Raw genomic sequence first — 25394 nt, forward strand, 5'->3', positions numbered from 1 at the left:
GCGTCTGGGTTTCGTGGCCCGCCGGATCGGGCTAAGGTCCTGTGGGTAAAAGCGTAGAGGATGCCATGGCCGATTCATCACCGCCCGCGACGCCGAGCCTCGCCGACTTGCAGCACTGGACCTGGCTGTTGGGACGCGCGCAGCAGATGCTGATCGAACAGGGCTTCGCGACTCTGCGCGCGGCCGAGCCCGGCGTGCCCGCGATCCCCGGCCTGACCGACCCCGACACCCTCGAACGTGCGCGCGACTTCTGGACCGACAGCCTGACGCTGTGGCAGCGCCTGCTCGTCCCCGGCCAGGCCGAGCCGGTCGAGGAGACCCCCGCCCAGGTGCGCGACAAACGCTTCAAGGATCCGCGCTGGCGCGAGAACCCGCTGTTCGATTGGATCCGGCAAAGCTATTTCCTGTTCTCGGACCAGATGCTCGCGCAGGTCGAGGCGGTGCAGGGCGTCGACGACAAGCAACGCGAGCAGATGCGCTTTGCCGCGCGCGGCTTCCTCGATGCGGTCAGCCCGTCGAACTTCCCCGCGACCAACCCCGAGGTGCTCGAGAAGACGCTCGAGACCGGCGGGCAGAATCTGCTCAAGGGCCTGCAGAACATGCTCGCCGATCTCGCCAAGGGGCAGCTGACGCACACCGATGCGAGCGCGTTCGAGGTCGGGCGCAACCTCGCGACGACACCGGGCAAGGTGGTCCATCGCACCGAGCTCTACGAGCTGATCCATTATGCGCCGACGACCGAAAGCGTGCTCGCTACGCCGCTGGTGATCTTCCCGCCGTGGATCAACCGGTTCTACATTCTCGACCTGACCCCGGAAAAGAGCTTCATCCGCTGGGCGGTCGAGCAGGGGATCAGCGTCTTCCTCGTCTCGTGGCGCTCGGCCGACGCGAGCATGAAGGACGTGGTGTGGGACGATTATATCGCCGCGCAAATCGAGGCGATCGACTTGATCCGGGGGGGGCTCGACGTGCCCGCGGTCCATACGATCGGCTATTGCGTTGCCGGGACGACGCTCGCCGCAACCCTCGCGATCCTGGAAGCGCGTGGTGAGGCGAACAAGGTCGCGACCGCGACCTTCTTCACCGCGCAGGTCGATTTCACCAAGGCCGGCGAGCTGCTGCACTTTGTCGATGACGAGCAGCTCGCCTTGCTCAAGACGCTGACCCCCGAAGGCTTCCTCGACGGACGCTACATGGCGTCGGTATTCAACCAGCTGCGCGGGCGCGACCTGATCTGGAATTACGTCACCAACAACTATCTGCTCGGCAAGGACTATGCGCCGTTCGACCTGCTCCACTGGAATGGCGACACGACCAATCTGCCGGCGGCGTGGCACATGCGCTATCTGCTCGACCTCTATCGCGACAATCTGCTCGTTGAGCCGGGGGCGCTCAGCGCGCTGGGCGTGCCAATTGATCTCCGCCGGGTCGAGACCCCGGCCTATATCCAGGCCGGGCGCGAGGATCATATCGCGCCGGCGGAAAGCGTCTGGGCGCTGACCGAGCAGTTCCGCGGAGAGCGCACCTTCGTGCTGGCGGGCTCGGGTCATATCGCGGGCGTGGTCAACCCGCCGAGTGCGGGAAAATACCAATATTGGCGCAACGCCAATCCTGTCACCAGCCTTGCCGAGTTCATCGCGGGCGCGGTCGAGACCAAGGGCAGCTGGTGGCCCGACTGGATCGACTGGCTGCGCGAGCACGGCAACGAAAGCGTCGTGGCGACGGGGGCACGGCGGCCCGGCGAGGGCACCTTGCCGACGCTCGGCGACGCGCCGGGCGAGTATGTCAGGGCGCGCTGACCGCGAAAAAGTGCGCAGATGCTTGGTCGTTACGGTTATGTTGCAGTGCAACATTTTTATTGTAAATGCGTCTGCGTCGGTGTATATTGCGACGCAGCAATAGAGCAGGAGCAATCCCGTCATGGCCGGCAACGATTCGAAGACCCCCGCGACCCCGCCCTCGATCGATTCGATCGCCGCTGCGGTTGCTGCGCCGTCCGAATCGATTCCCGCCGCGCTCGCCGCTACCCCTGATCCTGTCGTTGCAAAGCCGGCTGCGTCGAAGAAGCGCGCGGCTGCTGCGCCCAAGCCAGCCGCTGCGCCGGTGAGCGCCGCGCTGCAGCCCGCCATGCCCGTCGCAGCATCGGCTCCACCGGCTGCGGTGCCGGCCGAGCCTGAACCCGTCGCGCCGCCGCCTGTACCCGCGATTACCCCGCCAGCCCCCCAAGCCGTCGTCGCACCCGCGGCGGCCGTCGTCCAAAAGGAAGCCGAGATCATGGAAACCGTTCAGTCCGCCACCGAAAACACCCAGGCGCGCGCCCAGGCGATGTTCGCCGACGTCAACGATCGCACCAAGACCGCGATGGAAAAGGGTTCGAAGATGATCGAAGAAATGAACGACTTCTCGAAGGGCAATATCGAGGCGCTCGTCGAATCGTCGAAGATCGCCGCCAAGGGCATCGAGACGCTCGGCCAAGACGCCGCCGAATATGGCCGCAAGCAGCTCGAGAGCGCGACCGCCGCGATGAAGACGCTGTCGAGCGTCAAGTCGCCGACCGAGTTCCTCAAGCTGCAGAGCGATTACATGCGCAGCGCATTCGACGCGATGGTCGCCGAGACCTCGAAGAACACCGAATCGATGCTCAAGCTCGCCGGTGAGATCGCCCAGCCGATCTCGAACCGCGTCGCGGTTGCCGCCGAGAAGATCAAGGTCGCCGCATAAGCGTTTCGACCCTTCGACGAATGGGGGCGGTCCGGCGACGGGCCGCCCTTTTCGTATCTGCGCCTCTTGCCCTTCCCCCTGGCAATGCCATATTTTGGCGACACATGATCGACAGCACCCGAATCTCGATGGCGGAACGCCGTGACGATGGCACCGATGACGGGGAAGGTACCGGCGCGGGCGTCGCGACCCGCACGCGCACCAAGACCAAGGAGCCGACGCCGTACCGCGTGCTGCTGCTCAACGACGATTATACGCCGATGGAATTCGTCGTGCTCGTCCTGCAGCGCTATTTCCGCATGGACATGGAGGCGGCGACGCGCGTGATGCTCCACGTCCATCAAAAGGGCGTGGGCGTGTGCGGTACCTTCACCTATGAAGTGGCCGAGACCAAGGTGACGCAGGTGATGGATTTCGCCCGGCAGAACCAGCATCCGCTGCAGTGCACGCTCGAAAAGGCGTGAGCCGGCCGAACCCCTGACGGCGGATCACCCCGCGGGCGGGAGCCAATCGAGATCGAGCTTGGCGTAGCGATCGATATAATTCGCGGTGCGGAGCATCGCGCGTTCGTCGAGGAAGGTGACGCGTCCGCCTTCGCGCGCGATCAGCATCTCTTCTTCGAGCTGACGCAGCATGCGATTGACATGCACCGCAGTCAGCCCGGTCGCATCGCCGATCTCCTCCTGCGTCAAGCCCAAGACGAAACTCTGCGTGCCGTCGATATCGCCGATCCGCATCCGGTTGCGCATCTCGATCAGGATCGCGGCGACGCGCGCCTTGGCCGATGTCCGCCCGAGCGCGGCGAGCCGATCGGTCAGCGATGCGCGCTCGATCTGGTTATAGACCATGATCAAGGCGGCGAGCCGTGGCTGCTGCGTGAAGAGCGCGGCAAACGCCGTGCGTTCGAACGGCGCGACCAGGCAGTCGGACAGCGCGGTGATCGTTTCGGGCGCCTCGCGATAGACCATCGCCGCGGCGGCGAGCATATCGCCGGGAAAGTGAAAGCGCAGGATCTGCCGGCTCCCGTCGTCGAGCAGCACCGAACTCATCATCGTGCCCCGGCGCAGGATGTAGATGTCGCTGGTCGGTTCGCGTTCGCGGTGCAGTGTCATGCCGCGTCGGATCGGCCGCTCACGCTCCTCCAGCCGTTCCAGCGCAAGCCGTTCGTTTTCGCTCAACACTACCATCCCGGCCAAACGGTCGGCGAAGTAACTACCTGGCACGCGCGAAAAATCCCCTTTGATTAGGTACACAAAGCAGCGCGCAAGAAACAATGCATTAAAGTCGATCAACCGGTCGAGACGCGGGTTGGACCTCGTGCGCAAGATGTAACGTGCTTGCGCGTTTCAGGCGAGGCGATAAACGAAGGCATGGATCGTATTCTCATTCGCGGCGGCAACCGCCTGTCCGGCCGCATTCCGATTTCGGGCGCCAAGAACGCTGCACTCACGCTGATGCCGTGCGCGCTGCTGACCGAGGAACCCGTCACGCTGCGCAACCTGCCACGGCTCGCCGATGTCGACAGTTTCGGGCATCTGCTCAACCAGCTCGGCTGCTCGACCCGGATCGAGGGTGCGCGCCCCGAGGATTTCGGCCGCGTGATGACGATCCGCGCGGGCAAGCTCACCGCGACCGAAGCCCCTTATGACATCGTGCGCAAGATGCGCGCGTCGATCCTCGTGCTCGGGCCGTTGATCGGCCGCGCGGGCGAGGCGACGGTGTCGCTGCCCGGCGGCTGCGCGATCGGCAATCGCCCGATCGACTTGCACCTCAAGGCGCTCGAGGCGATCGGCGCGCAGCTCGAAATGGCGGCGGGCTATGTCAAGGCGATCGCGCCGGGCGGGCGGCTGTCGGGCGGGACGTACACTTTCCCGATCGTCTCGGTCGGCGCGACCGAGAATGTCGTGATGGCGGCGGTGCTCGCCAGGGGTGGCAGCCGTATCGAGAATGCCGCGCGCGAGCCCGAGATCGTGGATCTGTGCAATCTGCTCGTTGCGATGGGCGCGAAGATCAGCGGGATCGGGACCGAGACGCTCGAGATCGAAGGCGTCGACCGGCTCCACGGTGCGACCTATCGCGTGATGCCCGATCGGATCGAGGCGGGCAGCTATGCCTGCGCCGCGGCGATCACCGGCGGATCGGTCGAGCTTGTCGGGATCAAGCTGGACGACATGCGCGCGACGACGCAGGCGCTGATTGCCGCTGGCGTGACGCTCGAGGAGCGCGGCGACAATCTGCTTGTTTCGGCCACGGGCGGGATCAAGCCGCTGACGCTGTCGACCGCGCCTTTCCCGGGCTTTGCGACCGACATGCAGGCGCAGTTCATGGCGATGCTGTGCATGGCCGAGGGCGCGAGCGTGCTGACCGAGACGATCTTCGAAAATCGCTACATGCATGTGCCCGAACTTGCCCGCATGGGGGCGGACATCCTGGTGCAGGGCCGCACCGCGGTCGTGCGCGGCGTGCCCAAGCTGGTCGGTGCACCGGTGATGGCGACCGATCTGCGCGCGTCGATGAGCCTGATCATCGCCGGCCTCGTCGCCGAGGGCGAAACACAGGTCAGCCGCGTCTATCATCTCGATCGCGGCTATGAGCGGCTCGAGGAGAAATTGAGCGCGGTCGGCGCCGATATCGAACGCGTCGGCGACGGCTGAGCGATCCGCCCGGCGCGTGGCCGGGCGGGGGCCGTACCGCTCAGTATTTCGCGCGCAGCGTCAGCCCATAGGTCCGCGGCGCGCCGAGGAAGGCGTCGAGCGTGCCGGTCGCGTTGGTCGGCACGTTCTGGAAGCCCGAATCGAACGCCACCTGCTTGTAATTGGTGTCGAACAGATTCTCCGCCCAGCCCTCGAGGCTCCAGCGGTCGTTGCGCGGGCCGACGCCGAGCCGGATGTTCGAGACGATATAGCCCTTTTGCGACTTGCCCGGATCGAGATCCGAGCCGGTGTTGTAGCGCGAGGAATATTTCGCCCCCATCGTGAAGCGCGCTTTGTAATTCTCGCCCAGATCCTGCGTATAGCTGCCCGAGAGCGATGCCGAATACAGCGGCGCCAGCGACACGCGCGAATATTGACCGCCCTGATACCCTGTGCGCAGTTTGAGCCCGGCGAGTTCCGACGCGGTCAGGTCGAACCGCGTGTCGGCGACGGTAAGGCCGCCCTGGAAGCTCAGTTTGGGCGTCGCGAACCACACGAAATCGGTATCCACGCCCTTGCTGACGACATGCGGGATCGAATCGACCACGAACACCAGGCCATTGAACGAATTGAGCTGGAAGCCGGCATAGCGCTGATAGAAGAGCGAGACGTTGAACAGCAGCTTGCGGTTGAACAACGTCGCCTTCTCGCCGAGCTCGAACGAATTGTTGGTCTCGCGACCGAACTGGGTGTTGCGGATCGGGGTGATCACGGCCGCGCTCCCAACCGCGCAGCCCGGTTGCCCGACGGCACATTCTACGCGGTCGAGGTTGAAGCCGCCCGCTTTGTAGCCGCGCGCATAGGACGCATAGACCAACAGATTGGGGTCGAAGCGGTACACCGCCTTGACGGTGCCGGTCAGCGCGGTCTCGCTTTCCTTCTGCCGGTTGGTGAAATTGTTGTACCCTGGGCTGAGGAAGGGCAGGCACAGCGTCTCGTTGACCGAGGCGAGCTGCGACGCCGCGGTCGGATTGACGCTGTTGAGGATGCCGAAGGCGGCATTAGCCGCACCGCAGCCCGCGCCGCCGCCGATGTTGGTGCTCGTCTGGTTGAGCGCCTTGTCGTCGAAGTTCAGCCGCGCGCCGCCTTGCAGCGAGAATTTGTCGGTCAGGTGCAGCGTGTTGTCGGTGAAGATCGCATAGGTGTCGTCGGTCTGGCGATAGCGATCGACCCCGCCGCTGTTCGCCGCGTAATTGACCCCGCCGACGAACGGGAAGGTGAGTCCGGTCTGCAGGAAGGTCGGATCGGGATGGCCTTCGACCAGCGATGAGAACAACAGGCTGAGATACGGCGTGAATTGCGAGCCCACCAGCACGGCGGTATTCTGGCGCAGCCGCTCGTGCGAATAGAAGCCGCCGACGAGATAATCGAGCTTGCCCGCGGTGCCGGCATAGCGCAGCTCCTGGCTGAAGGTGCGGAACTGCGACGAATTGCGATCGTCGTCGGGCAGATAGTCGATGTCCGCGGTCGAGAAATCGGCATCGAACCCGCCGCGCGTCTTCCAGTCGCGATACGCCGTGATCGAGGTCAGCGAGCCCGGTCCGACCGCCCAATCGGCCTGTAGCGACACGCCCTTGTCGACGATCGTCTGATGATCGGGCCGGTTCGAATAAGCGTTGCGGTCATACGGGCGCGCGGGGTTGCCGTCATTGCCGCCGAGTGCCGCGACGATATTCTGCGCGAGGTTGGGCGCGGGCGCCTGGCTTGCGCGGGTGATGACCGCGATGCAGCAATCCTCGCTCCGGTGCGAGATGTCGCCGATCAGCCGCAGCGTCAGCGCATCGGTCGCCTTGTAGAGGATCTGCGCGCGCCCGGTGTAGAAATTGCGGTTGGTGTCGCGCGTGTCGGTACGCGGGCCGGGGCCGGTGTTGACGTTGAAGAAGCCGTCGCGCTGGCGATCGGCGAAATAGAGGCTGACCGCGACCTTGTCGGACAGCGGGCCGGTTACCTGCGCCGCGCCGCCGAAGCCGCCGTAATTGCTCGCGGTGAATTCGGCATTGGCGCCGAACTTGAACTGCGGCAGCGCGGTGATGATGTTGATCACGCCCGCGGTCGCCGATTTGCCGAACAGCGTACCTTGGGGGCCTTTCAGCACTTCGATCCGCTCGACGTCGCCCAGATCGCCGAAGCCGACGCCGTTACGCGAGCGATAAACCCCGTCGATTACCACGCCGACCGACGATTCGAGCCCGGGATTGTCACCGACCGTGCCGATCCCGCGGATGCGCGCGGTGGTCGAGGCTTCGCTGCTGGTCGAGGTGACGAGCAGGCCCGGCGCGAGCAACGCGAGGTCCTTGATGTCCTTGACGCCCGAATCCTGCAGCAGCTGCTTGGTGACGGTCGTCACCACGATCGGCACGTTCTGCAAGGACTGGCTGCGCTTCTGCGCGGTGACGATGATGTCGTCGACGTTTCCGCCGGGCGCCGCGGTCGCGCTCGCCGAAGTCGATTGCGGGCTGGCGACGGGCTGCTGCGCGTCGGTCGGCTGCGCGACCGGACCGGGCGACGTCGCCGCCTGCGCGAGGACCGGGGTCGCCTGCAGCGCGGCGGCAAGCGCCGCAACGGACAAGGCACACTGCAGCTGGCTGCGAACTTTCATACAACTCTCCCAAAACGCATCGATTTTTATCGCAAGCGGACCGTTGACTGGCCTCGGCGATGTGCGCTGGGGAACGTGATGGTTTGATGAAGTGTCGATGAATTCCTAGTCTGGGTATGGTCACACCCCGCCGTAACGCGGCGGGATGTGACATAAAAACATCGCTTTTCGTAAGATCAGATCGCTGCGAGCGCCTGTTCGAAGTCGGCGATCAGATCATCGGCGTCCTCGACTCCGATCGAGATGCGCACCAGATTGTCGGTGATGCCGAGCGCCTGCTTGCGCTCGTCGGCGACCGACAGATGCGTCATCGCCGCGGGGTGCGAGGCGAGCGTCTCGGTCCCGCCGAGCGACACCGCGAGCTTGGCGATCTTGAGCGCATCGAGGAAGGCGAAGGCTTCCTTTTCGCCACCCTTGATGATCAGCGAGAAGGTCGAGCCCGCACCGGTGCAGTGGCGCGCATAGATATCGGCCTGGCGTTCCATGCCCGGGCTGTCGGCGAGGAAGCCGAGATAGCCGACGCGCTCGACCTTGGGATGCGTGCGCAGATAGCCGCACACTTTCACCGCATTCTCGCCCGCGCGGCTCATCCGCAGTTCGAGCGTCTCGAGGCTGCGCATCAGCATCCACGCTGTGTTGGGGTCGCAGATCGTGCCGATCGTGTTGCGCATCAGCCGGATCGTGTTGATGTGCGCCTTTGAGCCGAGCACGCCGCCGGCGACGAGATCGCTATGTCCGCCGGCATATTTGGTCAGCGAATAGACGACGATGTCGGCGCCGTGCTGGAGCGGTTTGAGCCACAGCGGCCCGAGGAAGGTATTGTCGATCGCGATCGGCGGCTTGGTGTCACCGGTGAAGATCGCGTCGCGGCTCGCGGCGACCGCCTGGATGTCGACCAGCGCGTTGGTCGGGTTGGCGGGGCTCTCGAGATAGATCAGCGCGACGTTACCGGTCGCCGCCTTGGTCATGACAGCGTCGATTTCCTCGCGCGTCGCGCCCGCGGGGAAGTCGAGCCACTTGACACCGAAGCGGCCGAGGATGCGCGCGATCAGCGTCTCGGTCGCCGCGTAGAGCGGGCCCGAATGGACGATCGTGTCGCCGGGCTTGACCATCGACAGGAACAGCGTGGCGATCGCCGACATGCCGCTCGAGAAGACGAGCGCGTCCTCGGCTTCTTCCCACACGCCGAGGCGATCCTCGAGGATCTCCTGGTTGGGGCCGTTGAAGCGCGAATAGACGAGGCCTTCGGAGCCACCCGGACGCTTGCCGGTGACGCCTTCGAAATGGCGCTTGCCCGCGGCCGCATTGGGGAAGACGTAGGTCGAGGTGGCGAAGATCGGGGGCTTGAGCGAGCCTTCGGACAGCGCGGGGTCATAGCCATGGCCCATCATCAGCGTCGACGGCTTCAGCTTGCGATCACCGATCTTTTCGATCGACGGCTTGGGCTTGGTCCGCGGCGCGACGCCGGTCAGGTCGGCTTCGGTTTCGAGATCGTCGGCCATGCTGCATTCCTCGTTCAAAATAGGGTAGGCTGATCTAACGCGGGATAGTGTCAATTGATACCATCGCCGCGGTAGGGCGACGAGGGGACACGATATGGCGGTGGCGGTGGTTTCGGTGCCGGTGCGCGATCCGGCGGCGGCGTTGGACTTCTATACGCGGGTGATCGGGCTCACGGTGGTGCGCGACGAGCCGATGGGGCCGGAACTGCGCTGGATCCAGCTTCAGCCTAAGGACGGCGGCGCGACGATCGCGCTGGTGACGTGGTTCGACGCGATGCCGCCGGGGGGCGTGCAGGGGTTGATGCTGGGGGTGGACGATGTCGATGCCGAGTATGCGCGGATCGGCGCGCTGGGGGTGCCGTTATCGCCGGTCGATGCGCAGCCGTGGGGGCGGTTCACGATGCTGAAGGATCTCGACGGCAACGGGCTGATTCTGGCGCAGCTGACGACGCCCGAGGAATTCAGAACGCGCTGATGACCGGAAAAGCCCCTCCCCTTCAGGGGAGGGGTTGGGGTGGGGCAGTAACGGGCGCCACGCTCGGTGAGACACGGCCCCACCCCCAGCCCCTCCCCTGAACGGGAGGGGAGAACACCGCTACACCCCGATGATCGAAATCTGCCGCCCGTAATCCGGCTCGCCGCGATGCGTCGCGCGGCGGTAGCTGAAGAAGCGCGCTTCGTCGGCATAGGTGTCGAGGCCCAACATCGCGACGCGCGTCACGCCCGCCGCGGCGAGCCGGTGCGCGACATAGGCTTCGAGATCGAACTGGAAATGCCCCGCGTGCCCCTCGGCGAAGAAGCGCTCGTTCGCGGGGTCGTCGGCCGCGAAGCGCTGCGCGAAGGCCGCATCGACCTCGTAGCTCGCCCGCGCGATGCACGGCCCGATCGCCGCGGCGATGCGGTCGCGCCGGGCGCCGAGCGCCTCCATCGCGAGGATCGTCGAATCGGTCACCCCGCCGAGCGCGCCCTTCCACCCGGCATGCGCCGCGCCGACCACGCCCGCCGCGCGGTCGGCGAGCAGCACCGGCGCGCAATCGGCAGTCAGGATGCCGAGCGCGAGCCCCGGCCGATCGGTCACCAGCGCATCGGCGCGCGGGCGCTCGTCGAACGGTTCGCGCACCGTCACGCACTCGGCCGAATGGACCTGGTACACCGTCACCAGCGTCGCGCCGGGCAGCACCGCCGCGCTCGCGCGCGCGCGATTTTCGGCGACTGCGGCGGCATCGTCGTGCGATCCGATCCCGACGTTCAACCCGGCATGGATTCCGGTCGAGACCCCGCCGATCCGCCCGAGAAAGCCGTGCGCCACGCCTGCGAGCGGGCCAGCGGTGAGGATTTCAACCGGGGCGATCACAGCACCAGTCGCATCAGATTGTCGTCATCCACCGTCGCCCCGACACGAAACGCGATCCGCCCGATGTCCTCGAAACCGTATTTTTCGTAGAATCGGTGTGCGCGGTGGTTGTCGACATAGACGCTGAGGATCACCTCGCGCGCGCCGTGTTCGCGCGAGAAATCGAGCGCCCACGCCATCAACGTCTGCGCGACGCCCTGCCCGTGCCAGTCGGCGAGCACGTAGAATTGATAGAGCTCGATCGCATCGGGCCGCCATTCGCCGGGGAAGGTGACCGGACCCATCTTGACGTAGCCGATGATCTCCTCGCCCGCAAGCGCGAGGCGGATGGCGAAATCGGGGTCGGACAGCTGCGCCGGCAGGCCATTGGGGCCGAACGCTTCATCGAGGAACGCCGACAGATCGGCTTCGCTATACAGCGTGCCGAAGGTTTCGATAAACGAGCGCCGCGCCATCGCTGCCAAAGCGGGGCCATCGATCGTGCGCGCATCGCGATAGCTGATCATGCGAAACCTGCCGGGTTGGGCCAACCCGGCGCGGACACGGCGAGGACCTGGAAAAGGTCGCCCATTTCCTGTGTCAGGCGAGCTTTGTCGAGCGCGATTTGCTCGGCGCGGTCGGGCGCGGCCTTCGAGAGGGCCAGCGCGCGCGCGTCGATGCCGAGTTCGGTGAGGAAACCGCCCTGTCCGATAGGCCCCGCGACCTGCGCTCGCTCGACCAAAGCAGCGGCGGCGAGCGTGCCGAAATCGACGTGCGCGGTCAGGTCCTGCTCGCCCGGGTTTTCGTACGGGTTGGCGTACGCATGTCCGCGCACCGCCTGCAGCGTGTCACCGAGCGCGGGGCCGTCATAGCCGTAATCGATCGCGAGCAATGCGCCACCTTGTGCGACGATCCGCTGCGCGAGGCTGCGCAGGATCGCGACGCTGGCGGGCGAGGTCTCGATCACCGAGCCGGGGGCGGCGTCGCGCATCGTCTCGGGGACGACGGCGTCGGGGATCTGCTTGCCCGCGATCGGGAGGAACAGCGTATCCTGGCACGCGACGAGCCGCTCGAACCAACCTTGCGCGCCCTTGACCAGCTGCCGGATCGGCAGCGCGTCGAAGAATTCGTTGGCGACGACCAGCAGCGGTAGGTCGGTCGGCAGCGTGTCGATCGAGTCGTGCCAGGTCGCGCCGGGCGCCCGGTCGGTTTGTGCGGCGCGGAGGACGGGGCTGGTCTCGACGAAATGCACCGGCGGGGTGAAGCCTGCTTTGGCCATCGCGCGGCATGCGTCGGCGGCGAGCGTTCCGCGGCCGGGGCCGAGCTCGACCCACGCAACATCGGGGCGACCGGCGCGGTCCCACAGGTCGGCGCACCACAGGCCGATCAGCTCGCCAAACATCTGGCTGATCTCAGGCGCGGTGGTGAAATCGCCCGCGGCGCCGAGCGGGTCGCGCGTCGCGTAATAGTGCGCGTTGGCGGCGGCCATGTACTGCGCGAGCGAGATCGGTCCGGCGAGCGTTATGGCGCGCGCGAGGCGGTCGGCGAGTTCCCCCCTCCCGCAAGCGGGAGGGGAGGAAGAAGGTCGCGTTCGCCCCCAGAAGGGTCGCTCACGCCACGCTCTGCCCGCCCGCGATCGGCTCGACGCGGTGGCGGCGGCCCTTGGCGGTGAGCACCAGATACAGCCCGCCGACGATCATCGGCAGCGTCAGCACCTGGCCCATATGGATCGTCGTCGCGAAGAAGGTCCCGCTGAACTGCGAATCGGGCTCGCGGAAGAATTCGACGATGAAGCGCGCGAGGCCGTAGCCGAGCAGGAACAGCCCGACGAGCTTGCCCGGCTCGTAGCGCGCCTTGGTCTTCCAGAAGGCGAACCACAGGATCAGGAACAAGGCGATCCCCTCGAGCCCCGCCTCGTAGAGCTGGCTCGGATGCCGCGCGGGCTCGATCATGCCCGTCTGCACCGTATCGCGAAACACGATCGCCCAGGGCACATTCGCCGGCTTGCCCCACAATTCGCCGTTCACGAAATTGGCGATCCGCCCGAAGAACAGCCCGAACGGCACCGCGCACGCCAGATAATCGTGGATCCGCAGCCAATCGAGCTTCTGGCTGCGCGCGAACAGGATGATGCCGATCGAGGTGCCGATCATCCCGCCATGGAACGACATGCCGCCGTCCCACAGCTTGAACAGCCCGAGCGAGGTCAGCAGGTGCGGCGCATAGAAGATCGCATAGCCGAGCCGCCCGCCGAGGATGATGCCGAGCGTCGCGTAGAACACCAGATCGTCGGCATGGCGCCGCGCCATCGGGCTGCCGGGCTGCGCGATCAGCTTGAGCAGGTACCACCAGCCGAGCAGAATCCCGCTGATATAGGCGAGCGAATACCATTTGATCTGGAAGAAATGCAGGTCGATCGCGACCGGATTGAGGTGCAGATCGGCAAAATGCAGATGCGGATCCACGCCTGCCGTAGCGGCAGCGAGAACGGGGAGCGCGGTAGTCAGGATCAAGGCTTTTCCCCTGGAATTTGCGCCTCCATAATGGCCCCGGGCGATAAGACCAAGTGGAGAGCGCGAATGCCGAGCAAACTCGATCAGCGGATGGACGCGACGCTCGCGCATATGACCGGGCCGGGCGGCCCGCTCGCGCTCGGCACGGTCCAGATCGATGGCAACGACCTGCCGCTGATCACCGGCGTGCCGCAGACGCTGCCGCCCTATTTCGCGCATTATTGCACCGAGCATGCCGCCAAGACCTTCCTCATCGCGGGGGACGAGCGGCTGACCTTTGGCGAGGTCCATGCCGCCGCTGCGCGCGTTGCGGCGACGCTGGTCGGCGCGCACGGCGTCGCGCCGGGCGACCGGATCGGCATCGCAATGCGCAATTCGCCGTCGTGGATCGTGCTCTACATGGGCATCACGATGGCGGGCGGCGTCGCGACCTTGCTCAACGGCTGGTGGCAGTCCGAGGAGCTCGCCGCGGCGATGGCCGATGTCGAATGCAGCCTCGTCTTCGCCGATCCGCCGCGTGCGAAACGGCTCGCGGCGATCGCCGATCTCGAAGTCGCGGTGGTGACGGTCGAGGACAGCCAGCCGCTCGCCGTCGCGCTGGCCGCGTTGCTGGGGTCGAACGACGCCCCGCTGCCGGACGTCGCACCGACCGACTCCGCGACGATCCTGTTCACTTCGGGCTCGACCGGCCAGTCCAAGGGCGCGATCAGCAACCATCGCGCGGTGACGCAGGCGGTGTACAATTATCTGGCGCAGGCGCTGGTGATGCTGTCGATTTCGACCGCCGACGGCGTCGCGCCGCCGGTGCAGCACGCGACCTTGCTCAACGTGCCGCTGTTCCATGTGACGGCGGAGGTGCCGGTGTTCCTCCAGAGCTTCGCGATGGGGCGCAAGCTCGTGCTCATGCCGAAATGGGATGCCGAGGAAGCGATGCGGCTGATCCAGGCCGAGACGGTGACCTATTTCGTCGGCGTGCCGCTGATGAGCTTCGAGATCCTGACCCACCCCAACCGCAGCGCCTATGACCTGTCGAGCGTCAGCGACTTCGCCGCCGGCGGCGCACCGCGCCCGATCGAGCATGTCCGCCGCATCGCCGAGGAAATGGGCGGGCCCAAGCCGCTGCTCGGCTATGGCCTGACCGAGACCAATGGCGCCGGTTGCGGCAATTTCCGCGACAATTACCTCGCCAAGCCCAATTCGACGGGCCGCGCGTCGCTGCCGCTGATCGATCTCGCGATCGTCGACGGCAATGGCAAGCCGGTCGCGCAGGGCGAGCGCGGCGAGGTGGCGATCCGTTCGGTGTGCAACTTCACCGAATATTACGGCCGCCCCGATGCGACCGCCGCGGCGTTCACCGCCGACCGCTATTTCCTGACCGGCGACATCGGCTATCTCGATGAGGACCGCTACCTCTTCATCGTCGATCGCAAGAAGGACATCATCATCCGCGGCGGCGAGAACATCTCGTGCCAGGAAGGCGAGGCGGCGATCTATCAGCATCCGGCGGTGGCCGAGGCGGCGGTGTTCGGGCTCGCCGACGAGCGCTTCGGCGAAGTGCCGGGCGCGGTGGTGCTGCTCCGCGAGGGGGAGGCGCTGACGACCGAAGAGCTGTGCGCCTTCCTGTCCGCGCATATCGCGGCGTTCAAGGTGCCGCAGCGCATCTGGTTCGCCAGCGAAGCGCTGCCGCGGCTGGGGACCGAGAAGATCGACAAGGTGTCGATCCGCGCCAAGTATCGCGCGATCGCGGCGGCGGCCTGACCCGCTTCTTGCGACGAACCGAGGCGCGGTTGACTCGATTGACCCCCGGACGTGGTGTTTACCGCGCCGATCGTTTCCATTTGTGTGCAGATCGAAATCTGCGCGCCGACGATTTCAAAGAGCTGTCGCGGGTATAGCATAAGAGCGGGGTTGTAGGACAGAGCGAGAACAGACGGGGCGGCCCTCGCCCGTCACCCCAGCGAAAGCTGGGGTCTCGTGAGGATGGCGCTGCGCCCACAGGCTGGAGACCCCAGCTTTCGCTGGGGCGACGGTGGCGGCGCGGCGTGGGATTGCCGCGGGGCGGGTGAGCTCGGAAGCGGTTGCCTCGCCAGCCCCCTCCGTCACGCCGCGCGCGCCACCTCCCCCTGGCGGGGGAGGATTGTGGGGCGGCTTGCGCGGCGACGGCCCGCACAGCGAACTGGCACCCTGCCGCGCAGCGCGATAGAGCTTGGCGATGGCATCCCGCACGCTCCCGCATATCGACCGCCGCACGCTGCTGATCGGCGGGGGCGCAGGGGTCGGGCTGGTCGTCGCGTGGCAGCTGTGGCCGCGCAGCTATCGCGGCAATCTCACCGCCGACAAAGGCGAGACGATCTTCGGCGCCTGGCTCAAGATCGGCGACGACGGGCGCGTCACCGTCGCGGTGCCGCAGGCCGAGCATGGCCAGGGCGTCTATACCGCGCTGCCGCAGATCGTCGCCGACGAGCTCGGCGCCGACTGGCGGACCGTGGGAGTCGAGCCGGCGCCGGCCAACCCGCTCTACGCCAATCCGTTCGGCGCCGAGCAACTGTTCGAGCAACCCGACAACGGCCTGCTCAAGCAGTGGCGCGACAGCCATGCCGTTCGCACCGGCCTGACGCTCACCGCCGCGTCGAGCTCGGTGCGCAGCTTCGAGACTCCGCTGCGCGACGCCGGGGCGGCGGCGCGGATCCTGCTGTGCAGGGCGGCGGCGGCGCGCTGGAAGGTCGAGTGGCAGGCGTGCGGCACCGGCGACGGGTTCGTCGTCCATGGCAAGGACCGGCTGCGCTTCGGCGAGCTCGCGGTCGAGGCGGCGCGCGATTTCGGCGGCGTGGCGCTGCCCGATCCGCTGCCGCTGCGCACCGATCCCGCCGGGCGCCTGTCGGGCCAGTCGCTGCCGCGGCTCGATGCGCCGTCGAAGGTCGACGGGTCGGCGACCTTCGCCGGCGACGTGCGGCTGCCCGACATGGTGTTCGCGAGCATCCGCCAGGGGCCGGTCGGTGACAGCAAACTGGCGCGGGTCGATCGCGCCGCGGCGGACCGGATCGGCGGCGTGCTGCAGGTCGTGACCAACGATCGCTGGGTCGCCGCGATCGGGAACACCTGGTGGGCGGCGAACCGGGCGCTCGACGCGCTCGCGCCGCGCTTCGAGACCAAGGGGCCGGTGGTGAGCAGCGCGAGCATCGACGCCGCGCTGGGCGCCGCGCTCGCGGCGCCGGGCACGCGGATGGTCGCGCAGGGCGATGTCGCGGCGGCGTTCAAGGACGCGCACCTTGTCGCTGCGACCTATCAGGTCGGGCTCGCGCCGCACGCCGCGCTCGAGACGATGACCGCGACCGCCAATCTGAGCCACGGTCGGCTCGAACTGTGGCTGCCGACGCAAGCGCCCGGTATCGCGCGGGCTGCTGCGGCAGCGGCGATCGGACTCGCCGAGGACGCGGTGCTGGTCCATCCGATGCTGATCGGCGGGTCGTTCGGCGCGGCGCTCGAATCGGAGTGTGCGGCGCAGGCGGCGGTGCTCGCGCAGGCGATCAAGCGGCCGGTCCAGCTCGTCTGGAGCCGGGTCGAGGATCTGCTGCACGATCGCTATCGCCCGCCGGCGCGCGCGCGGATGACCGCGCGGCTCGGCGGCAACGGGCAGATCCTCGGCCTGTCCGCGAAGATCGCCGCGCCGGCGACGGGGCATGAGCTGGCGCGGCGCATGTTCGCTCATGATCGCGGCGTTGGCGGGGCGCTCGCGCTTGCCGGGGCGAGCGACCCCTATGCCGTCGCGGGCGCGATTCCGCCGTATCGCATCCCGGCGTTCGCGGTCGATCATCACCCCGCCGAGATCGGCGTGCCGACCGGGCATTGGCGATCGGGCGCGCACAGCTACACCTGCTTCTTCACCGAATGCTTCCTAGACGAGCTCGCGCATGTCGCGGGGACCGAGGCGCTGTCGTTCCGCATCGGGATGCTCGGCGGCGACGCGCGGCTGGCGCGGTGTCTGTCGACCGCGGCGTCGCTCGGCGGCTGGGAGGGCGGCATCGCGGGGAGCGGGCAGGGGATCGCCTGCCACAGCTTCCGCGGCAGCCATATCGCGGTGCTGGTCGAGGCGCATGTCGGCGAGGGGCAGGCGGTCAGCGTCGACCGGATCGTCGCCGCGGTCGATTGCGGGCGGCAGGTCAATCCCGATCTCGTCCGCCAGCAGATCGAGGGCGGGCTGTTGTTCGGCATGGCGGCGGCGACCGGCGGGGCGATCGGTTTCCGCGACAATCTCGCGATCGAGCGGCGGCTCGGCGCGCTCGGCCTGCCGCGGCTCGCCGATACGCCCGACATCACCGTCGAGCTCGTGCCGAGCGAGGCCGATCCCGGCGGGGTGAGCGAATTGGCGGTGCCGCCGGTTGCACCGGCGATTGCCAATGCGCTGCAAGCCGCTACGGGCTATCGACTGCGCAAGCTCCCGCTCATGCCCGGAACTGTCTGATGCTGCCTGCTGATCACCCTCCGATCCCGAAGCGGAAAGTCGGCGTCTTGCTGACCAATCTCGGCACGCCCGACGGCGCCGATACCAAGTCGGTCAAACGCTATCTCGCGGAATTCCTGTCGGACCGGCGCGTGGTCGAGATCCCGCCGCTCATCTGGCAGCCGATCCTGCGCGGCATCATCCTCAACACGCGGCCGCAGAAATCGGCCGAGGCCTATGCGCAGGTGTGGAGCGCGGACGGATCGCCGCTCGCCGCGATCACCAAGGCGCAGAACAAGGCGTTGCAGGGCGCGTTCGGGCCGGGCGTGATGGTCGACTGGGCGATGCGCTACGGCAAACCGTCGATCCCCGAGCGGCTGCAGGCGATGAAGGATGCCGGGTGCGAACGCATCCTCGTCGCGCCGCTCTACCCGCAATATTGCGCCGCGACGACCGCGACCGCCAACGACAAGGCGTTCGAGGCGCTGGCGAAGATGCGCTGGCAGCCGGCTTTGCGCACGCTGCCGCCCTATCATGACGATGCGGTCTATATCGATGCGCTCGCGCGCTCGATCGAGGCGGGCGTCGCGGCGCTCGATTTCGAGCCGCAGGCGATCGTCGCGAGCTTTCACGGGATGCCGCAGCGGACGCTCGAGCTGGGCGATCCGTATCACTGCCATTGCCAGAAGACCGGGCGTTTGCTCGGCGAGCGGTTGGGCAAGCCCTTGGTCGTGTCGTTCCAGTCGCGCTTCGGCCGCGCGAAATGGCTCGAGCCGGCGACCGACATCACGCTCGAGGAGCTGCCCGCCACGGGGATCACCAAGATCGCGATCGTCGCGCCGGGCTTCTCGGCGGATTGCCTCGAGACGCTCGAGGAGCTGGCGATCCGCGGGCGCGAGAGCTTCGAGGAGAAGGGCGGCACGCATTTCGTCTATCTGCCGTGCCTCAACGCGAGCGACGTCGGCGTCGAAATGTTGCGCACTTTACTTGCGCGGGAACTTGAAGGCTGGGTGAGCGCCGCTTAGCGTGGGTGCCGGACAAAGATCCTTTCAGGAGAGTAGAATGGCACGCGTCGCGATCGTAACCGGCGGAACCCGCGGGATCGGCGAGGCGATCAGCCTCGCGCTCAAGGACCACGGCATGACCGTCGCCGCGACCTATGCCGGCAATGACGACCGCGCGCGCGACTTCACCGAGCGCACGGGGATTGCCGCGTACAAATGGGACGTCGCCGATTATGACGCCTGCCAGGATGGCTGCGCGCGCGTCGCGGCCGATCTCGGGCCGGTCGACGTGCTGGTCAACAATGCCGGCATCACGCGCGACGGGACGATCATGAAACTCAGCTACCAGGCGTGGAAAGAGGTGATCGACACCAATCTCGGCGGGTGCTTCAACATGGCCAAGGGCGTGTTCCCCGGCATGCGCGACCGCAAATGGGGGCGGATCGTCAATATCGGGTCGATCAACGGCCAGGCCGGGCAATATGGGCAGGTCAATTATGCTGCGGCGAAATCGGGGATCCACGGCTTCACCAAGGCCTTGGCGCAGGAGGGCGCGCGGGCTGGCGTGACGGTGAATGCGATTGCGCCGGGGTATATCGACACCGACATGGTGGCGGCGGTGCCGGCCGATGTGCTGGAAAAGATCGTCGCGAAGATTCCGGTCGGGCGGTTGGGCCAGGCGAGCGAGATCGCGCGCGGGGTGGCGTTTCTGTGCTCGGAGGAGGGCGGGTTCGTGACGGGCTCGACGCTGTCGATTAATGGTGGGCAGCATATGTACTGACGGGCGCAGGCGCGGCCACGCCCGCGCCGGTCGCGCAAAGCGCGAGCGCCCGGCACGGCCGGCGGACGGGGTTCACCCCCGATCCGGCCGACGGCTTTGCCGGCGGCGTTTTCCCAGCAGCCTCGCCCAAAAGAAGAGGCCGGCCTCCTCGAGGAGAGACCGGCCTCACACCCTCGCTCTGCGTGCGCCGAGGGTAACTCTGTAACCGTCCAGCGCCGGCGGCAAAGCCGCCGTCGGTCGGGTTCGCCCTAACGGCCGACCCGCCGGCCGGGTAAGGCGCTGCGGGCTTGCCCGCACCGGCGCGGGCGTGGCCGCGCCTGCGCCTTACCGGCAGCGCTGCCCGTCCTTCTCGATCGCGCGGCCGGCGAGCGCACCGCCGCCTGCGCCGAGCACGGTGCCGAGCGTGCGATCCCCGCGTCCCGCGATCGAGTTGCCGAGCAGCCCGCCCGCGATCGCGCCGAGGATCGTCCCCGTCTCGCCCGAGCGGCAGCGCGAGCGGTTGTAATAGCGGCGGTCGTCATAGCGGCGCCCGTCGTCGTAGCGGCGGCCATCGTCGCGATAGCCGCGGCGGTCCTGATAGCCGTCGTCGCGATTGTAGCCGTCGCGATACGCCTGGGCATAGGCATAGCCCTGGTCGTCGTAGCGCTGCGCGGCGGCGGGAGTTGCGGCCAGACCCGAGGCGGTCATGGCAATCGCGGTGGCGGCGAGCGTAAGCGTCTTCATCATGGTGCGTCTCCTGGCAGGCGTTGATCCGATAGGGGCCGTATGGCGGATCCCCGCTGAGGCGACCCTGAATGCGCTTGTTACCCGGCGTTCATCGCGGGGCCTGACCAAAACGCGGTTGCGCGCGCTTCGTGCCTCCCGCAGGGGCGGGGGATGCGCATTATGTGGTCGGTCCTGCTGTGTTTATTCCTTGTGCCCGACTGGATGGGGGCGTCGCGGCGGCCGGTGTTCGATCCGCACTATCCCTTCCATGTCGAGCCGGTCGATCTCGTGTTCGACGATGCGCGCCCGATCAGGGTGGGCGATCTGGTGTGGCTCGGCGGGATCAAGCTGTCGAGTGGCGACCCGGCGTTCGGGGGCTTCTCCTCGCTCCATGTCGCAGGGCACCGCTTCACGCTGCTGAGCGACGGCGGCGACGTGCTGCGCTTCACGCTCGGGCACGACTGGCGCGTGCGCGACCGTAGCATCACCGCATTGCCCGACGGCCCCGGCACCGGCTGGGTCAAGCGCGACCGCGACAGCGAATCGATGAGCGTCGATCCCACGACCGGCGACGTATGGGTCGGGTTCGAGAGCTACAACCAATTCTGGCGCTACGATGCGGGCTTCCACCGTGCGATCGCGCATGTCGCCCCGCCGGTGATGAAGAACTGGCCCGAGAATGAAGGGCCCGAGGCGATGACGCTGCTGCCCGGCGGCGGGATGGCGACGATCGACGAGACCACGCCCTGGCCGGGACAGACCGGACGCGGCGGGATCGTCTTCTATGGCGATCCGGTCACGCACCCGCGGCGCGGCTTCCGCTTCAACTTCGTTCCGCCCGCCGGGTACGACGTGACCGACATGACGGTGCTGCCCGACGGGCGCTGGCTGATCCTCAGCCGCCGCTTCGCACAGCTGCGCTTTTCGAGCACGCTGACGATCGTCGATCCGAAGCAGGTCAAGCCCGGCGCGAGCGTGCGCGGGCGCGACATCGCGACGATCGCGGCACCGCTGCTGCACGACAATTTCGAGGGGGTCGCCGCCACGCGCGAAGCGGGCACGACGATCATCTGGCTCGTCTCGGACGACAACCAGTTCGCGCTACAGCGCAGCCTGCTGTTCAAGTTCAGGCTCGATCCGGTCGGGCATCAGCCCGACCGGAAGAAGGAATAGCTTAGGCGGCAGCCTGCGGCGCAGCGGCCGTCAGCTTCTTCGACACGTCGCGCTTGAGGCGGCGGGCGCGCAGCGAGAGCTTGTCGTCGGTCGTCTTGACCAGCCAGTTGTCGAGCCCGCCGACATGCTCGACCGAGCGCAGGCCGTGCGCCGAGACGCGCAGCTTGACGCTGGTGCCGAGCGCGTCGGAGATCAGCGTGACGTTCTGCAGGTTGGGCAGGAAGGTACGCTTGGTCTTGTTGTTCGCGTGGGAAACATTGTTACCCACCATCCGGCCCTTGCCGGTCAGTTCGCAGATGCGCGACATCTTGAATTCCTGAATACCAGATTGAGCCGTGAAGCAGCTCGTGAAGGCGGGGCGCATACCGAACACAAGGGGTTCGGTCAACCGCACACGGCGATTCGCGGGCGGTTTGGCGCGACGTGCAACCTTCAGCAGGACGCGGCGTTGGTTACGGTAACGATTCGAATGCGCTGTTGGAGAAGATCATGCGGTTTCTGTTAGCTCTGGTTGGCCTGGCGGCGCTGGTCGTGGTCGCGCTCGTCTCGCTCGGTCTGCTCAAGGTCGATACGAGGGCGGGGTCGCTGCCGTCGGTCAGCGTCAATGGCGGCAAGGCGCCCGAGGTCAGCGCGAACATGGCGACCGTCGAATTCGGTAGCGAAGACAAAGCGATCGAAGTTCCGACCGTGACCACCACGACCAAGACGATCTCGGTCCCGACGCTCCACGTCAACAAGCCGACCGACGCCAACGGCAACAGCGTCACGACGCAGTAAGTAGCGATCCGCTGCAAATTGGGGCATGGGGCGGTCGTGATCCCCATGCCCCTTTTCATGCGCGCGGCGCTCGATGCCGCCGCTGCTGCTGCCGCCGCGGGCGAGGTGCCGGTCGGCGCGGTGGTGGTGCTCGACGGGCGGATCATCGCGACCGCTGCGAACGCCCCGCGTGCGCTGCACGATCCGACCGCGCATGCCGAGATGCTGGCGATTCGCGCCGCCGCCGCGGCGATCGGCGACGACCGGCTGGAGCGGTGCGATCTATGGGTGACGCTCGAGCCGTGCGCGATGTGTGCGGGGGCGATCGCGCATGCGCGAATCGCGCGGCTCTATTACGGCGCGAGCGATGCGAAGGGCGGCGCGGTCGAGCATGGGCCGCGGTTGTTTTCGCAGGAGACGGTGCATCACCGGCCCGAGATCTTTCCGGGGATCGGCGAGGGCGAGGCGGCGGGGCTGCTCAAGACGTTCTTTGCGGAGCGGCGGTAAGCGACGCGCGCTGTCGCCCCGCGCCGAGCCACCCGTCCGCCGCACGCGTCACCCCAGCGAAAGCTGGGGTCTCCCGGCAGGGGCAGTACGCCAGAACCACGAGACCCCGGCTTTCGCTGGGGTGACGGTTGGTGGGGCCGTCCGAATTCCCGCGCTCGGGTGGCGGACGGCGTGGCGCGGCCAACCGATGCCGCGGCTCAGCGCAGATCGGTGTCGGCGATCGGCACGATCTTGATCTCGACGCGCCGATTCGCCGCCTGGCCGTCGGGCGTGTCGTTCGCAGCGATCGGCTGCGTCTTGCCGAAACCCATGGTGCCAAGGCGCGCGGCGTTGACCCCGCGCGCGGCGAGATAGGCCGCGACCGATGTCGCGCGCTGCTCCGACAGCCGCTGATTATACGCGTCCGATCCGGTTGCATCGGTATGCCCATAGATATCGACGAAGGCGGCTTGATTCGCCTTGAGCACCATCGCGATCTGGTCGAGCGTCGGCTGGAACCCCGGCGCGACCGCGTCGCTCTTATAGGCAAAGCCGAGACCCGACGGAATCGTCAGGATCAGATCGTCGCCGCGCCGCGTCACCTGCACGTCGGTGCCGGCGGTGCGGGCGCGCAATTCGGATTCCTGCTTGTCCATATAGGCGCCGATCCCCGCGCTCGGGATCCCGCCGATCCCGGCACGTACGATCTTAGCGGTACGCGTGTGTCGCCCCCCGACGATGTCGCCGAGCAGATAGTCGCCGAGCGCGCCGCCAGTCGCGCCGACCGCCGTGTCCGACGCGTGCGCCGCCGCCGGCCCGCGCTGCGTCGCGCAGGCGCCGGTCGCGAGCAGCGCGCCGAGCGCGGCGCTGGTCGCCAAGGTGCGGAGGGTCGTCGTCATGCAGCTTTCCCTTTTTCAGCCGATGGGGCCGGTACGGGGCGTTCAACCCGGCGGATGCAGCGGTTGTTCTGGTTCCGCACCGATGTCCAGCCCCAAAGCTTCGCGACGCCGTCGCCAACAAGCGCGCGCGAGAACGGTTGTGCAATGATCCGATTCGCGCGAAAGGTGCCGGGCGCCATGCCCCCGCTTCCCCCCTTTCCCTGGATCGACGTCGCGATCATCGTCGTGTTGATCATTGTCAACGGCGTCTTCGCGATGTCCGAGCTCGCGATCGTCTCGGCGCGCAAGGCGCGGCTCGAGGCGATGACGCGGGTCGGCACGCGCGGCGCCCGCACCGCGCTCGCGCTCGCCGCCGATCCCGGCAAGATCCTGTCGACGACGCAGATCGGCATCACGCTGATCGGCATCCTGTCGGGCGCCTATTCGGGCGCGAGTCTCGGCGGGCCGGTCGCGGCGCGGCTCGGGTTCCTCGGGCTCGGTCCCGAGACGACGCAATCGATCGGCTTCGCGCTCGTCATCGGCATCACCACTTATGCCTCGCTGGTGATCGGCGAGCTCGTCCCCAAGCAGATCGCGCTGCGCGCGCCCGAGCCGCTCGCCGCGATCATGGCGGGGCCGGTGCTGCTGCTCGCGCGCGTCACCGCGCCTTTGGTGTGGCTGCTCGATTCGTCGTCGGGGCTGCTGTTCCGGCTGATGGGGCTGAAGCGCGAGAGCGAGGAGCATGTCACCGCCGAGGAACTCCATCTGATCGTCGCCGAGGCGAGCAAGTCGGGCGTGATCGAGGAGCATGAGCGCTCGATCATCTCGGGCGTGGTGCGGCTCGCCGACCGCCCGGTACGCGAGGTGATGACGCCGCGCACCGACATCGAGTGGATCGACGCGACGATGGACGATGCCGGGATCCGCGCCGCGTTGCTCGAAGCGTCGCACAGCCGGTTGCCGGTGACCGAAGGCTCGGTCGACACGGTGATCGGCGTGGTGCAGGCGCGCGACATCGCCTCGGCGCTGCTGCGCGGCGGGGCGTTCGATCTGCGCGCGCTGATGCGGCAGGCGCCGGTCGTGCTCGACCAGATCGACGCGATGGACGCGCTCGACGCGCTGCGCCAGGCCGAGGTGCCGATGGCGCTGATCCATGACGAATACGGGCATTTTGAGGGGATCGTCACGCCCGCCGATCTGCTCGCGGCGATCGCCGGCGAATTCGCCTCGGATGCCGACCCCGACGATGCGCCCTCGGTGGTGACGCGCGACGACGGCACGCTGCTGGTGGCGGGCAACATGGCGGCCGATGCGCTGGCCGAGCGGCTCGGGATCGACTTGCCCGAGGGGCGCGATTACGCGACCGTCGCCGGGCTCGCGCTCGCGGTGTTCCGCCATCTGCCGGGCGAGGGCGAGAGCTTCGTCGAGCAGGGGTGGAAGTTCGAAGTGGTCGATCTCGACGGACGGCGGATCGACAAATTGCTGGTGAGCCGTGCGCGCGAAGCGGGGTTCCGGCTGGGCTAGCCTGCGCGCCAGCTATGGGTAGGCCAAGCGAACCCGGGCCGGACCTCGATACGACCTTCATGTTCCGCGTCGTGCTACCGCGCCGGCGGGCACGGCATCCATTGCCGCGCGCGATGGCGGGTGTGATGGGATCGCGCGGGCTTATCCGTGATCCGCTGGCCCGCTATCGGCAAGCGCGGTGCTGACTGGCATCGGCTCGGCGGGTGCGATGGGAAGCTGGTCGGCGAGCGAATCGTCGGTGATCGTCACGCGCGCGCCGAGCCGGGTGATCGCGTACAGCCGCTT

Annotated in this window: 24 protein-coding genes; 13 read left to right on the forward strand and 11 right to left on the reverse strand. The window is 67.3% G+C overall.

The window, feature by feature from the left end; genetic code table 11:
- Positions 1-65: 65 nt before the first annotated feature.
- The 3 genes from RH90_RS08035 to clpS all read left to right on the forward strand — a co-directional run bounded on the left by RH90_RS08035 (position 66) and on the right by clpS (position 3185).
- Positions 66-1799, forward strand: coding sequence for a PHA/PHB synthase family protein (locus RH90_RS08035; RefSeq protein WP_010184992.1), 1734 nt, complete (start codon positions 66-68; stop codon positions 1797-1799).
- 121 nt (positions 1800-1920) lie between these two features.
- The gene (locus RH90_RS08040) at positions 1921-2721 is read left to right on the forward strand and encodes a phasin family protein (RefSeq protein WP_010184994.1); all 801 of its coding nucleotides are present in this window, start codon (positions 1921-1923) and stop codon (positions 2719-2721) included.
- A 128-nt stretch (positions 2722-2849) separates the two neighbouring features.
- On the forward strand, positions 2850-3185 hold the full coding sequence (gene clpS, locus RH90_RS08045; protein ID WP_010184995.1) for an ATP-dependent Clp protease adapter ClpS: 336 nt from the start codon (positions 2850-2852) through the stop codon (positions 3183-3185).
- 24 nt (positions 3186-3209) lie between these two features.
- On the opposite strand, the gene RH90_RS08050 is transcribed toward clpS, so the two are convergent.
- A complete protein-coding gene (locus RH90_RS08050) occupies positions 3210-3908 on the reverse strand; it encodes a Crp/Fnr family transcriptional regulator (RefSeq protein ID WP_051124646.1) in 699 nt (232 codons plus the stop codon).
- Between the two features lie 183 nt (positions 3909-4091).
- Here RH90_RS08050 and murA point away from each other — a divergent pair, with 183 nt between their 5' ends.
- Positions 4092-5375: a UDP-N-acetylglucosamine 1-carboxyvinyltransferase gene (gene murA / locus RH90_RS08055; RefSeq protein WP_010184999.1), complete on the forward strand. Its 1284-nt coding sequence runs from the start codon at positions 4092-4094 to the stop codon at positions 5373-5375.
- A gap of 40 nt (positions 5376-5415) precedes the next feature.
- Here murA and RH90_RS08060 read toward each other — a convergent pair whose 3' ends face one another.
- Positions 5416-8013, reverse strand: coding sequence for a TonB-dependent receptor (locus tag RH90_RS08060; protein WP_010185000.1), 2598 nt, complete (start codon positions 8011-8013; stop codon positions 5416-5418).
- A gap of 176 nt (positions 8014-8189) precedes the next feature.
- Positions 8190-9515: a cystathionine gamma-synthase family protein gene (locus RH90_RS08065; RefSeq protein WP_010185001.1), complete on the reverse strand. Its 1326-nt coding sequence runs from the start codon at positions 9513-9515 to the stop codon at positions 8190-8192.
- Positions 9516-9609: 94 nt separating this feature from the next.
- On the opposite strand from RH90_RS08065, the gene RH90_RS08070 reads away from it, so the two are divergent.
- Entirely contained in the window at positions 9610-9990 is a 381-nt protein-coding gene (locus RH90_RS08070) for a VOC family protein (protein WP_010185002.1), read from the forward strand.
- Between the two features lie 120 nt (positions 9991-10110).
- Here RH90_RS08070 and pgeF read toward each other — a convergent pair whose 3' ends face one another.
- From pgeF to lgt, 4 genes are all read right to left on the reverse strand, one after another.
- Positions 10111-10869, reverse strand: a complete 759-nt coding sequence (gene pgeF, locus RH90_RS08075) for a peptidoglycan editing factor PgeF (RefSeq protein ID WP_010185004.1) — start codon at positions 10867-10869, stop codon at positions 10111-10113.
- Positions 10866-11375 carry a GNAT family N-acetyltransferase gene (locus tag RH90_RS08080; protein ID WP_010185005.1) on the reverse strand — a complete coding sequence of 170 codons (510 nt, stop codon included), beginning with the start codon at positions 11373-11375 and terminating at the stop codon, positions 10866-10868. Before RH90_RS08080 ends, pgeF begins: the two co-directional genes overlap by 4 nt.
- Positions 11372-12337, reverse strand: a complete 966-nt coding sequence (locus RH90_RS08085; protein WP_010185006.1) for a class I SAM-dependent methyltransferase — start codon at positions 12335-12337, stop codon at positions 11372-11374. Before RH90_RS08085 ends, RH90_RS08080 begins: the two co-directional genes overlap by 4 nt.
- Positions 12338-12458: 121 nt before the next feature.
- Positions 12459-13361, reverse strand: a complete 903-nt coding sequence (gene lgt / locus RH90_RS08090) for a prolipoprotein diacylglyceryl transferase (RefSeq protein WP_010185007.1) — start codon at positions 13359-13361, stop codon at positions 12459-12461.
- Between the two features lie 66 nt (positions 13362-13427).
- Between lgt and RH90_RS08095 the strand changes: the two genes are divergently transcribed.
- From RH90_RS08095 to phbB, 4 genes are all read left to right on the forward strand, one after another.
- Complete coding sequence (locus RH90_RS08095) at positions 13428-15119, forward strand: class I adenylate-forming enzyme family protein (protein ID WP_010185008.1); 1692 nt, start codon at positions 13428-13430, stop codon at positions 15117-15119.
- A 454-nt stretch (positions 15120-15573) separates the two neighbouring features.
- Positions 15574-17823 carry a xanthine dehydrogenase family protein molybdopterin-binding subunit gene (locus tag RH90_RS08100; RefSeq protein WP_010185010.1) on the forward strand — a complete coding sequence of 750 codons (2250 nt, stop codon included), beginning with the start codon at positions 15574-15576 and terminating at the stop codon, positions 17821-17823.
- Positions 17823-18827, forward strand: coding sequence for a ferrochelatase (hemH, locus tag RH90_RS08105; protein WP_010185012.1), 1005 nt, complete (start codon positions 17823-17825; stop codon positions 18825-18827). Before RH90_RS08100 ends, hemH begins: the two co-directional genes overlap by 1 nt.
- A gap of 37 nt (positions 18828-18864) precedes the next feature.
- Positions 18865-19587 (forward strand): acetoacetyl-CoA reductase, encoded by a 723-nt coding sequence (gene phbB, locus RH90_RS08110; protein ID WP_010185013.1) that lies wholly within the window; start codon positions 18865-18867, stop codon positions 19585-19587.
- Positions 19588-19911: 324 nt separating this feature from the next.
- Here the strand turns inward: phbB and RH90_RS08115 are convergent, their stop codons facing one another.
- Positions 19912-20313, reverse strand: a complete 402-nt coding sequence (locus tag RH90_RS08115) for a glycine zipper 2TM domain-containing protein (protein WP_010185014.1) — start codon at positions 20311-20313, stop codon at positions 19912-19914.
- Between the two features lie 150 nt (positions 20314-20463).
- On the opposite strand from RH90_RS08115, the gene RH90_RS08120 reads away from it, so the two are divergent.
- Positions 20464-21465: an esterase-like activity of phytase family protein gene (locus RH90_RS08120; RefSeq protein WP_037492705.1), complete on the forward strand. Its 1002-nt coding sequence runs from the start codon at positions 20464-20466 to the stop codon at positions 21463-21465.
- Between the two features lies 1 nt (position 21466).
- Here RH90_RS08120 and rpmB read toward each other — a convergent pair whose 3' ends face one another.
- Positions 21467-21772, reverse strand: coding sequence for a 50S ribosomal protein L28 (gene rpmB / locus RH90_RS08125; protein WP_010185018.1), 306 nt, complete (start codon positions 21770-21772; stop codon positions 21467-21469).
- Between the two features lie 182 nt (positions 21773-21954).
- Between rpmB and RH90_RS08130 the strand changes: the two genes are divergently transcribed.
- The gene (locus tag RH90_RS08130) at positions 21955-22242 is read left to right on the forward strand and encodes a hypothetical protein (protein ID WP_037493235.1); all 288 of its coding nucleotides are present in this window, start codon (positions 21955-21957) and stop codon (positions 22240-22242) included.
- A gap of 57 nt (positions 22243-22299) precedes the next feature.
- Entirely contained in the window at positions 22300-22728 is a 429-nt protein-coding gene (locus tag RH90_RS08135; RefSeq protein ID WP_029625144.1) for a nucleoside deaminase, read from the forward strand.
- 197 nt (positions 22729-22925) lie between these two features.
- Here RH90_RS08135 and RH90_RS08140 read toward each other — a convergent pair whose 3' ends face one another.
- Positions 22926-23606 (reverse strand): OmpA family protein, encoded by a 681-nt coding sequence (locus RH90_RS08140; protein WP_010185022.1) that lies wholly within the window; start codon positions 23604-23606, stop codon positions 22926-22928.
- Complete coding sequence (locus tag RH90_RS23390) at positions 23603-23785, reverse strand: hypothetical protein (RefSeq protein WP_157134554.1); 183 nt, start codon at positions 23783-23785, stop codon at positions 23603-23605. Before RH90_RS23390 ends, RH90_RS08140 begins: the two co-directional genes overlap by 4 nt.
- Between RH90_RS23390 and RH90_RS08145 the strand changes: the two genes are divergently transcribed.
- Positions 23784-25109, forward strand: a complete 1326-nt coding sequence (locus RH90_RS08145; RefSeq protein ID WP_029625145.1) for a hemolysin family protein — start codon at positions 23784-23786, stop codon at positions 25107-25109. The two genes, RH90_RS23390 and RH90_RS08145, sit on opposite strands and share 2 nt — an antisense overlap.
- The last annotated feature ends 285 nt before the right edge of the window (positions 25110-25394 follow it).

Origin of the sequence: Sphingomonas sp. PAMC 26605 (assembly GCF_000241485.1) — a bacterium.
Lineage (GTDB): Bacteria > Pseudomonadota > Alphaproteobacteria > Sphingomonadales > Sphingomonadaceae > Sphingomonas.

What these genes read in the sequence shown, in the direction of transcription:
- RH90_RS08035 (WP_010184992.1), top strand. Translation starts at nt 66, where the DNA reads ATGGCCGATTCATCACCGCCCGCGACGCCGAGCCTCGCCGACTTGCAG.
- RH90_RS08040 (WP_010184994.1), top strand. Translation starts at nt 1,921, where the DNA reads ATGGCCGGCAACGATTCGAAGACCCCCGCGACCCCGCCCTCGATCGAT.
- clpS (WP_010184995.1), top strand. Translation starts at nt 2,850, where the DNA reads ATGGCGGAACGCCGTGACGATGGCACCGATGACGGGGAAGGTACCGGC.
- RH90_RS08050 (WP_051124646.1), bottom strand. Translation starts at nt 3,908, where the DNA reads ATGGTAGTGTTGAGCGAAAACGAACGGCTTGCGCTGGAACGGCTGGAG.
- murA (WP_010184999.1), top strand. Translation starts at nt 4,092, where the DNA reads ATGGATCGTATTCTCATTCGCGGCGGCAACCGCCTGTCCGGCCGCATT.
- RH90_RS08060 (WP_010185000.1), bottom strand. Translation starts at nt 8,013, where the DNA reads ATGAAAGTTCGCAGCCAGCTGCAGTGTGCCTTGTCCGTTGCGGCGCTT.
- RH90_RS08065 (WP_010185001.1), bottom strand. Translation starts at nt 9,515, where the DNA reads ATGGCCGACGATCTCGAAACCGAAGCCGACCTGACCGGCGTCGCGCCG.
- RH90_RS08070 (WP_010185002.1), top strand. Translation starts at nt 9,610, where the DNA reads ATGGCGGTGGCGGTGGTTTCGGTGCCGGTGCGCGATCCGGCGGCGGCG.
- RH90_RS08080 (WP_010185005.1), bottom strand. Translation starts at nt 11,375, where the DNA reads ATGATCAGCTATCGCGATGCGCGCACGATCGATGGCCCCGCTTTGGCA.
- RH90_RS08085 (WP_010185006.1), bottom strand. Translation starts at nt 12,337, where the DNA reads ATGGCCGCCGCCAACGCGCACTATTACGCGACGCGCGACCCGCTCGGC.
- RH90_RS08095 (WP_010185008.1), top strand. Translation starts at nt 13,428, where the DNA reads ATGCCGAGCAAACTCGATCAGCGGATGGACGCGACGCTCGCGCATATG.
- RH90_RS08100 (WP_010185010.1), top strand. Translation starts at nt 15,574, where the DNA reads ATGGCATCCCGCACGCTCCCGCATATCGACCGCCGCACGCTGCTGATC.
- hemH (WP_010185012.1), top strand. Translation starts at nt 17,823, where the DNA reads ATGCTGCCTGCTGATCACCCTCCGATCCCGAAGCGGAAAGTCGGCGTC.
- phbB (WP_010185013.1), top strand. Translation starts at nt 18,865, where the DNA reads ATGGCACGCGTCGCGATCGTAACCGGCGGAACCCGCGGGATCGGCGAG.
- RH90_RS08115 (WP_010185014.1), bottom strand. Translation starts at nt 20,313, where the DNA reads ATGATGAAGACGCTTACGCTCGCCGCCACCGCGATTGCCATGACCGCC.
- RH90_RS08120 (WP_037492705.1), top strand. Translation starts at nt 20,464, where the DNA reads ATGCGCATTATGTGGTCGGTCCTGCTGTGTTTATTCCTTGTGCCCGAC.
- rpmB (WP_010185018.1), bottom strand. Translation starts at nt 21,772, where the DNA reads ATGTCGCGCATCTGCGAACTGACCGGCAAGGGCCGGATGGTGGGTAAC.
- RH90_RS08130 (WP_037493235.1), top strand. Translation starts at nt 21,955, where the DNA reads ATGCGGTTTCTGTTAGCTCTGGTTGGCCTGGCGGCGCTGGTCGTGGTC.
- RH90_RS08135 (WP_029625144.1), top strand. Translation starts at nt 22,300, where the DNA reads ATGCGCGCGGCGCTCGATGCCGCCGCTGCTGCTGCCGCCGCGGGCGAG.
- RH90_RS08140 (WP_010185022.1), bottom strand. Translation starts at nt 23,606, where the DNA reads ATGACGACGACCCTCCGCACCTTGGCGACCAGCGCCGCGCTCGGCGCG.
- RH90_RS08145 (WP_029625145.1), top strand. Translation starts at nt 23,784, where the DNA reads ATGCCCCCGCTTCCCCCCTTTCCCTGGATCGACGTCGCGATCATCGTC.
- RH90_RS23390 (WP_157134554.1), bottom strand. Translation starts at nt 23,785, where the DNA reads ATGGCGCCCGGCACCTTTCGCGCGAATCGGATCATTGCACAACCGTTC.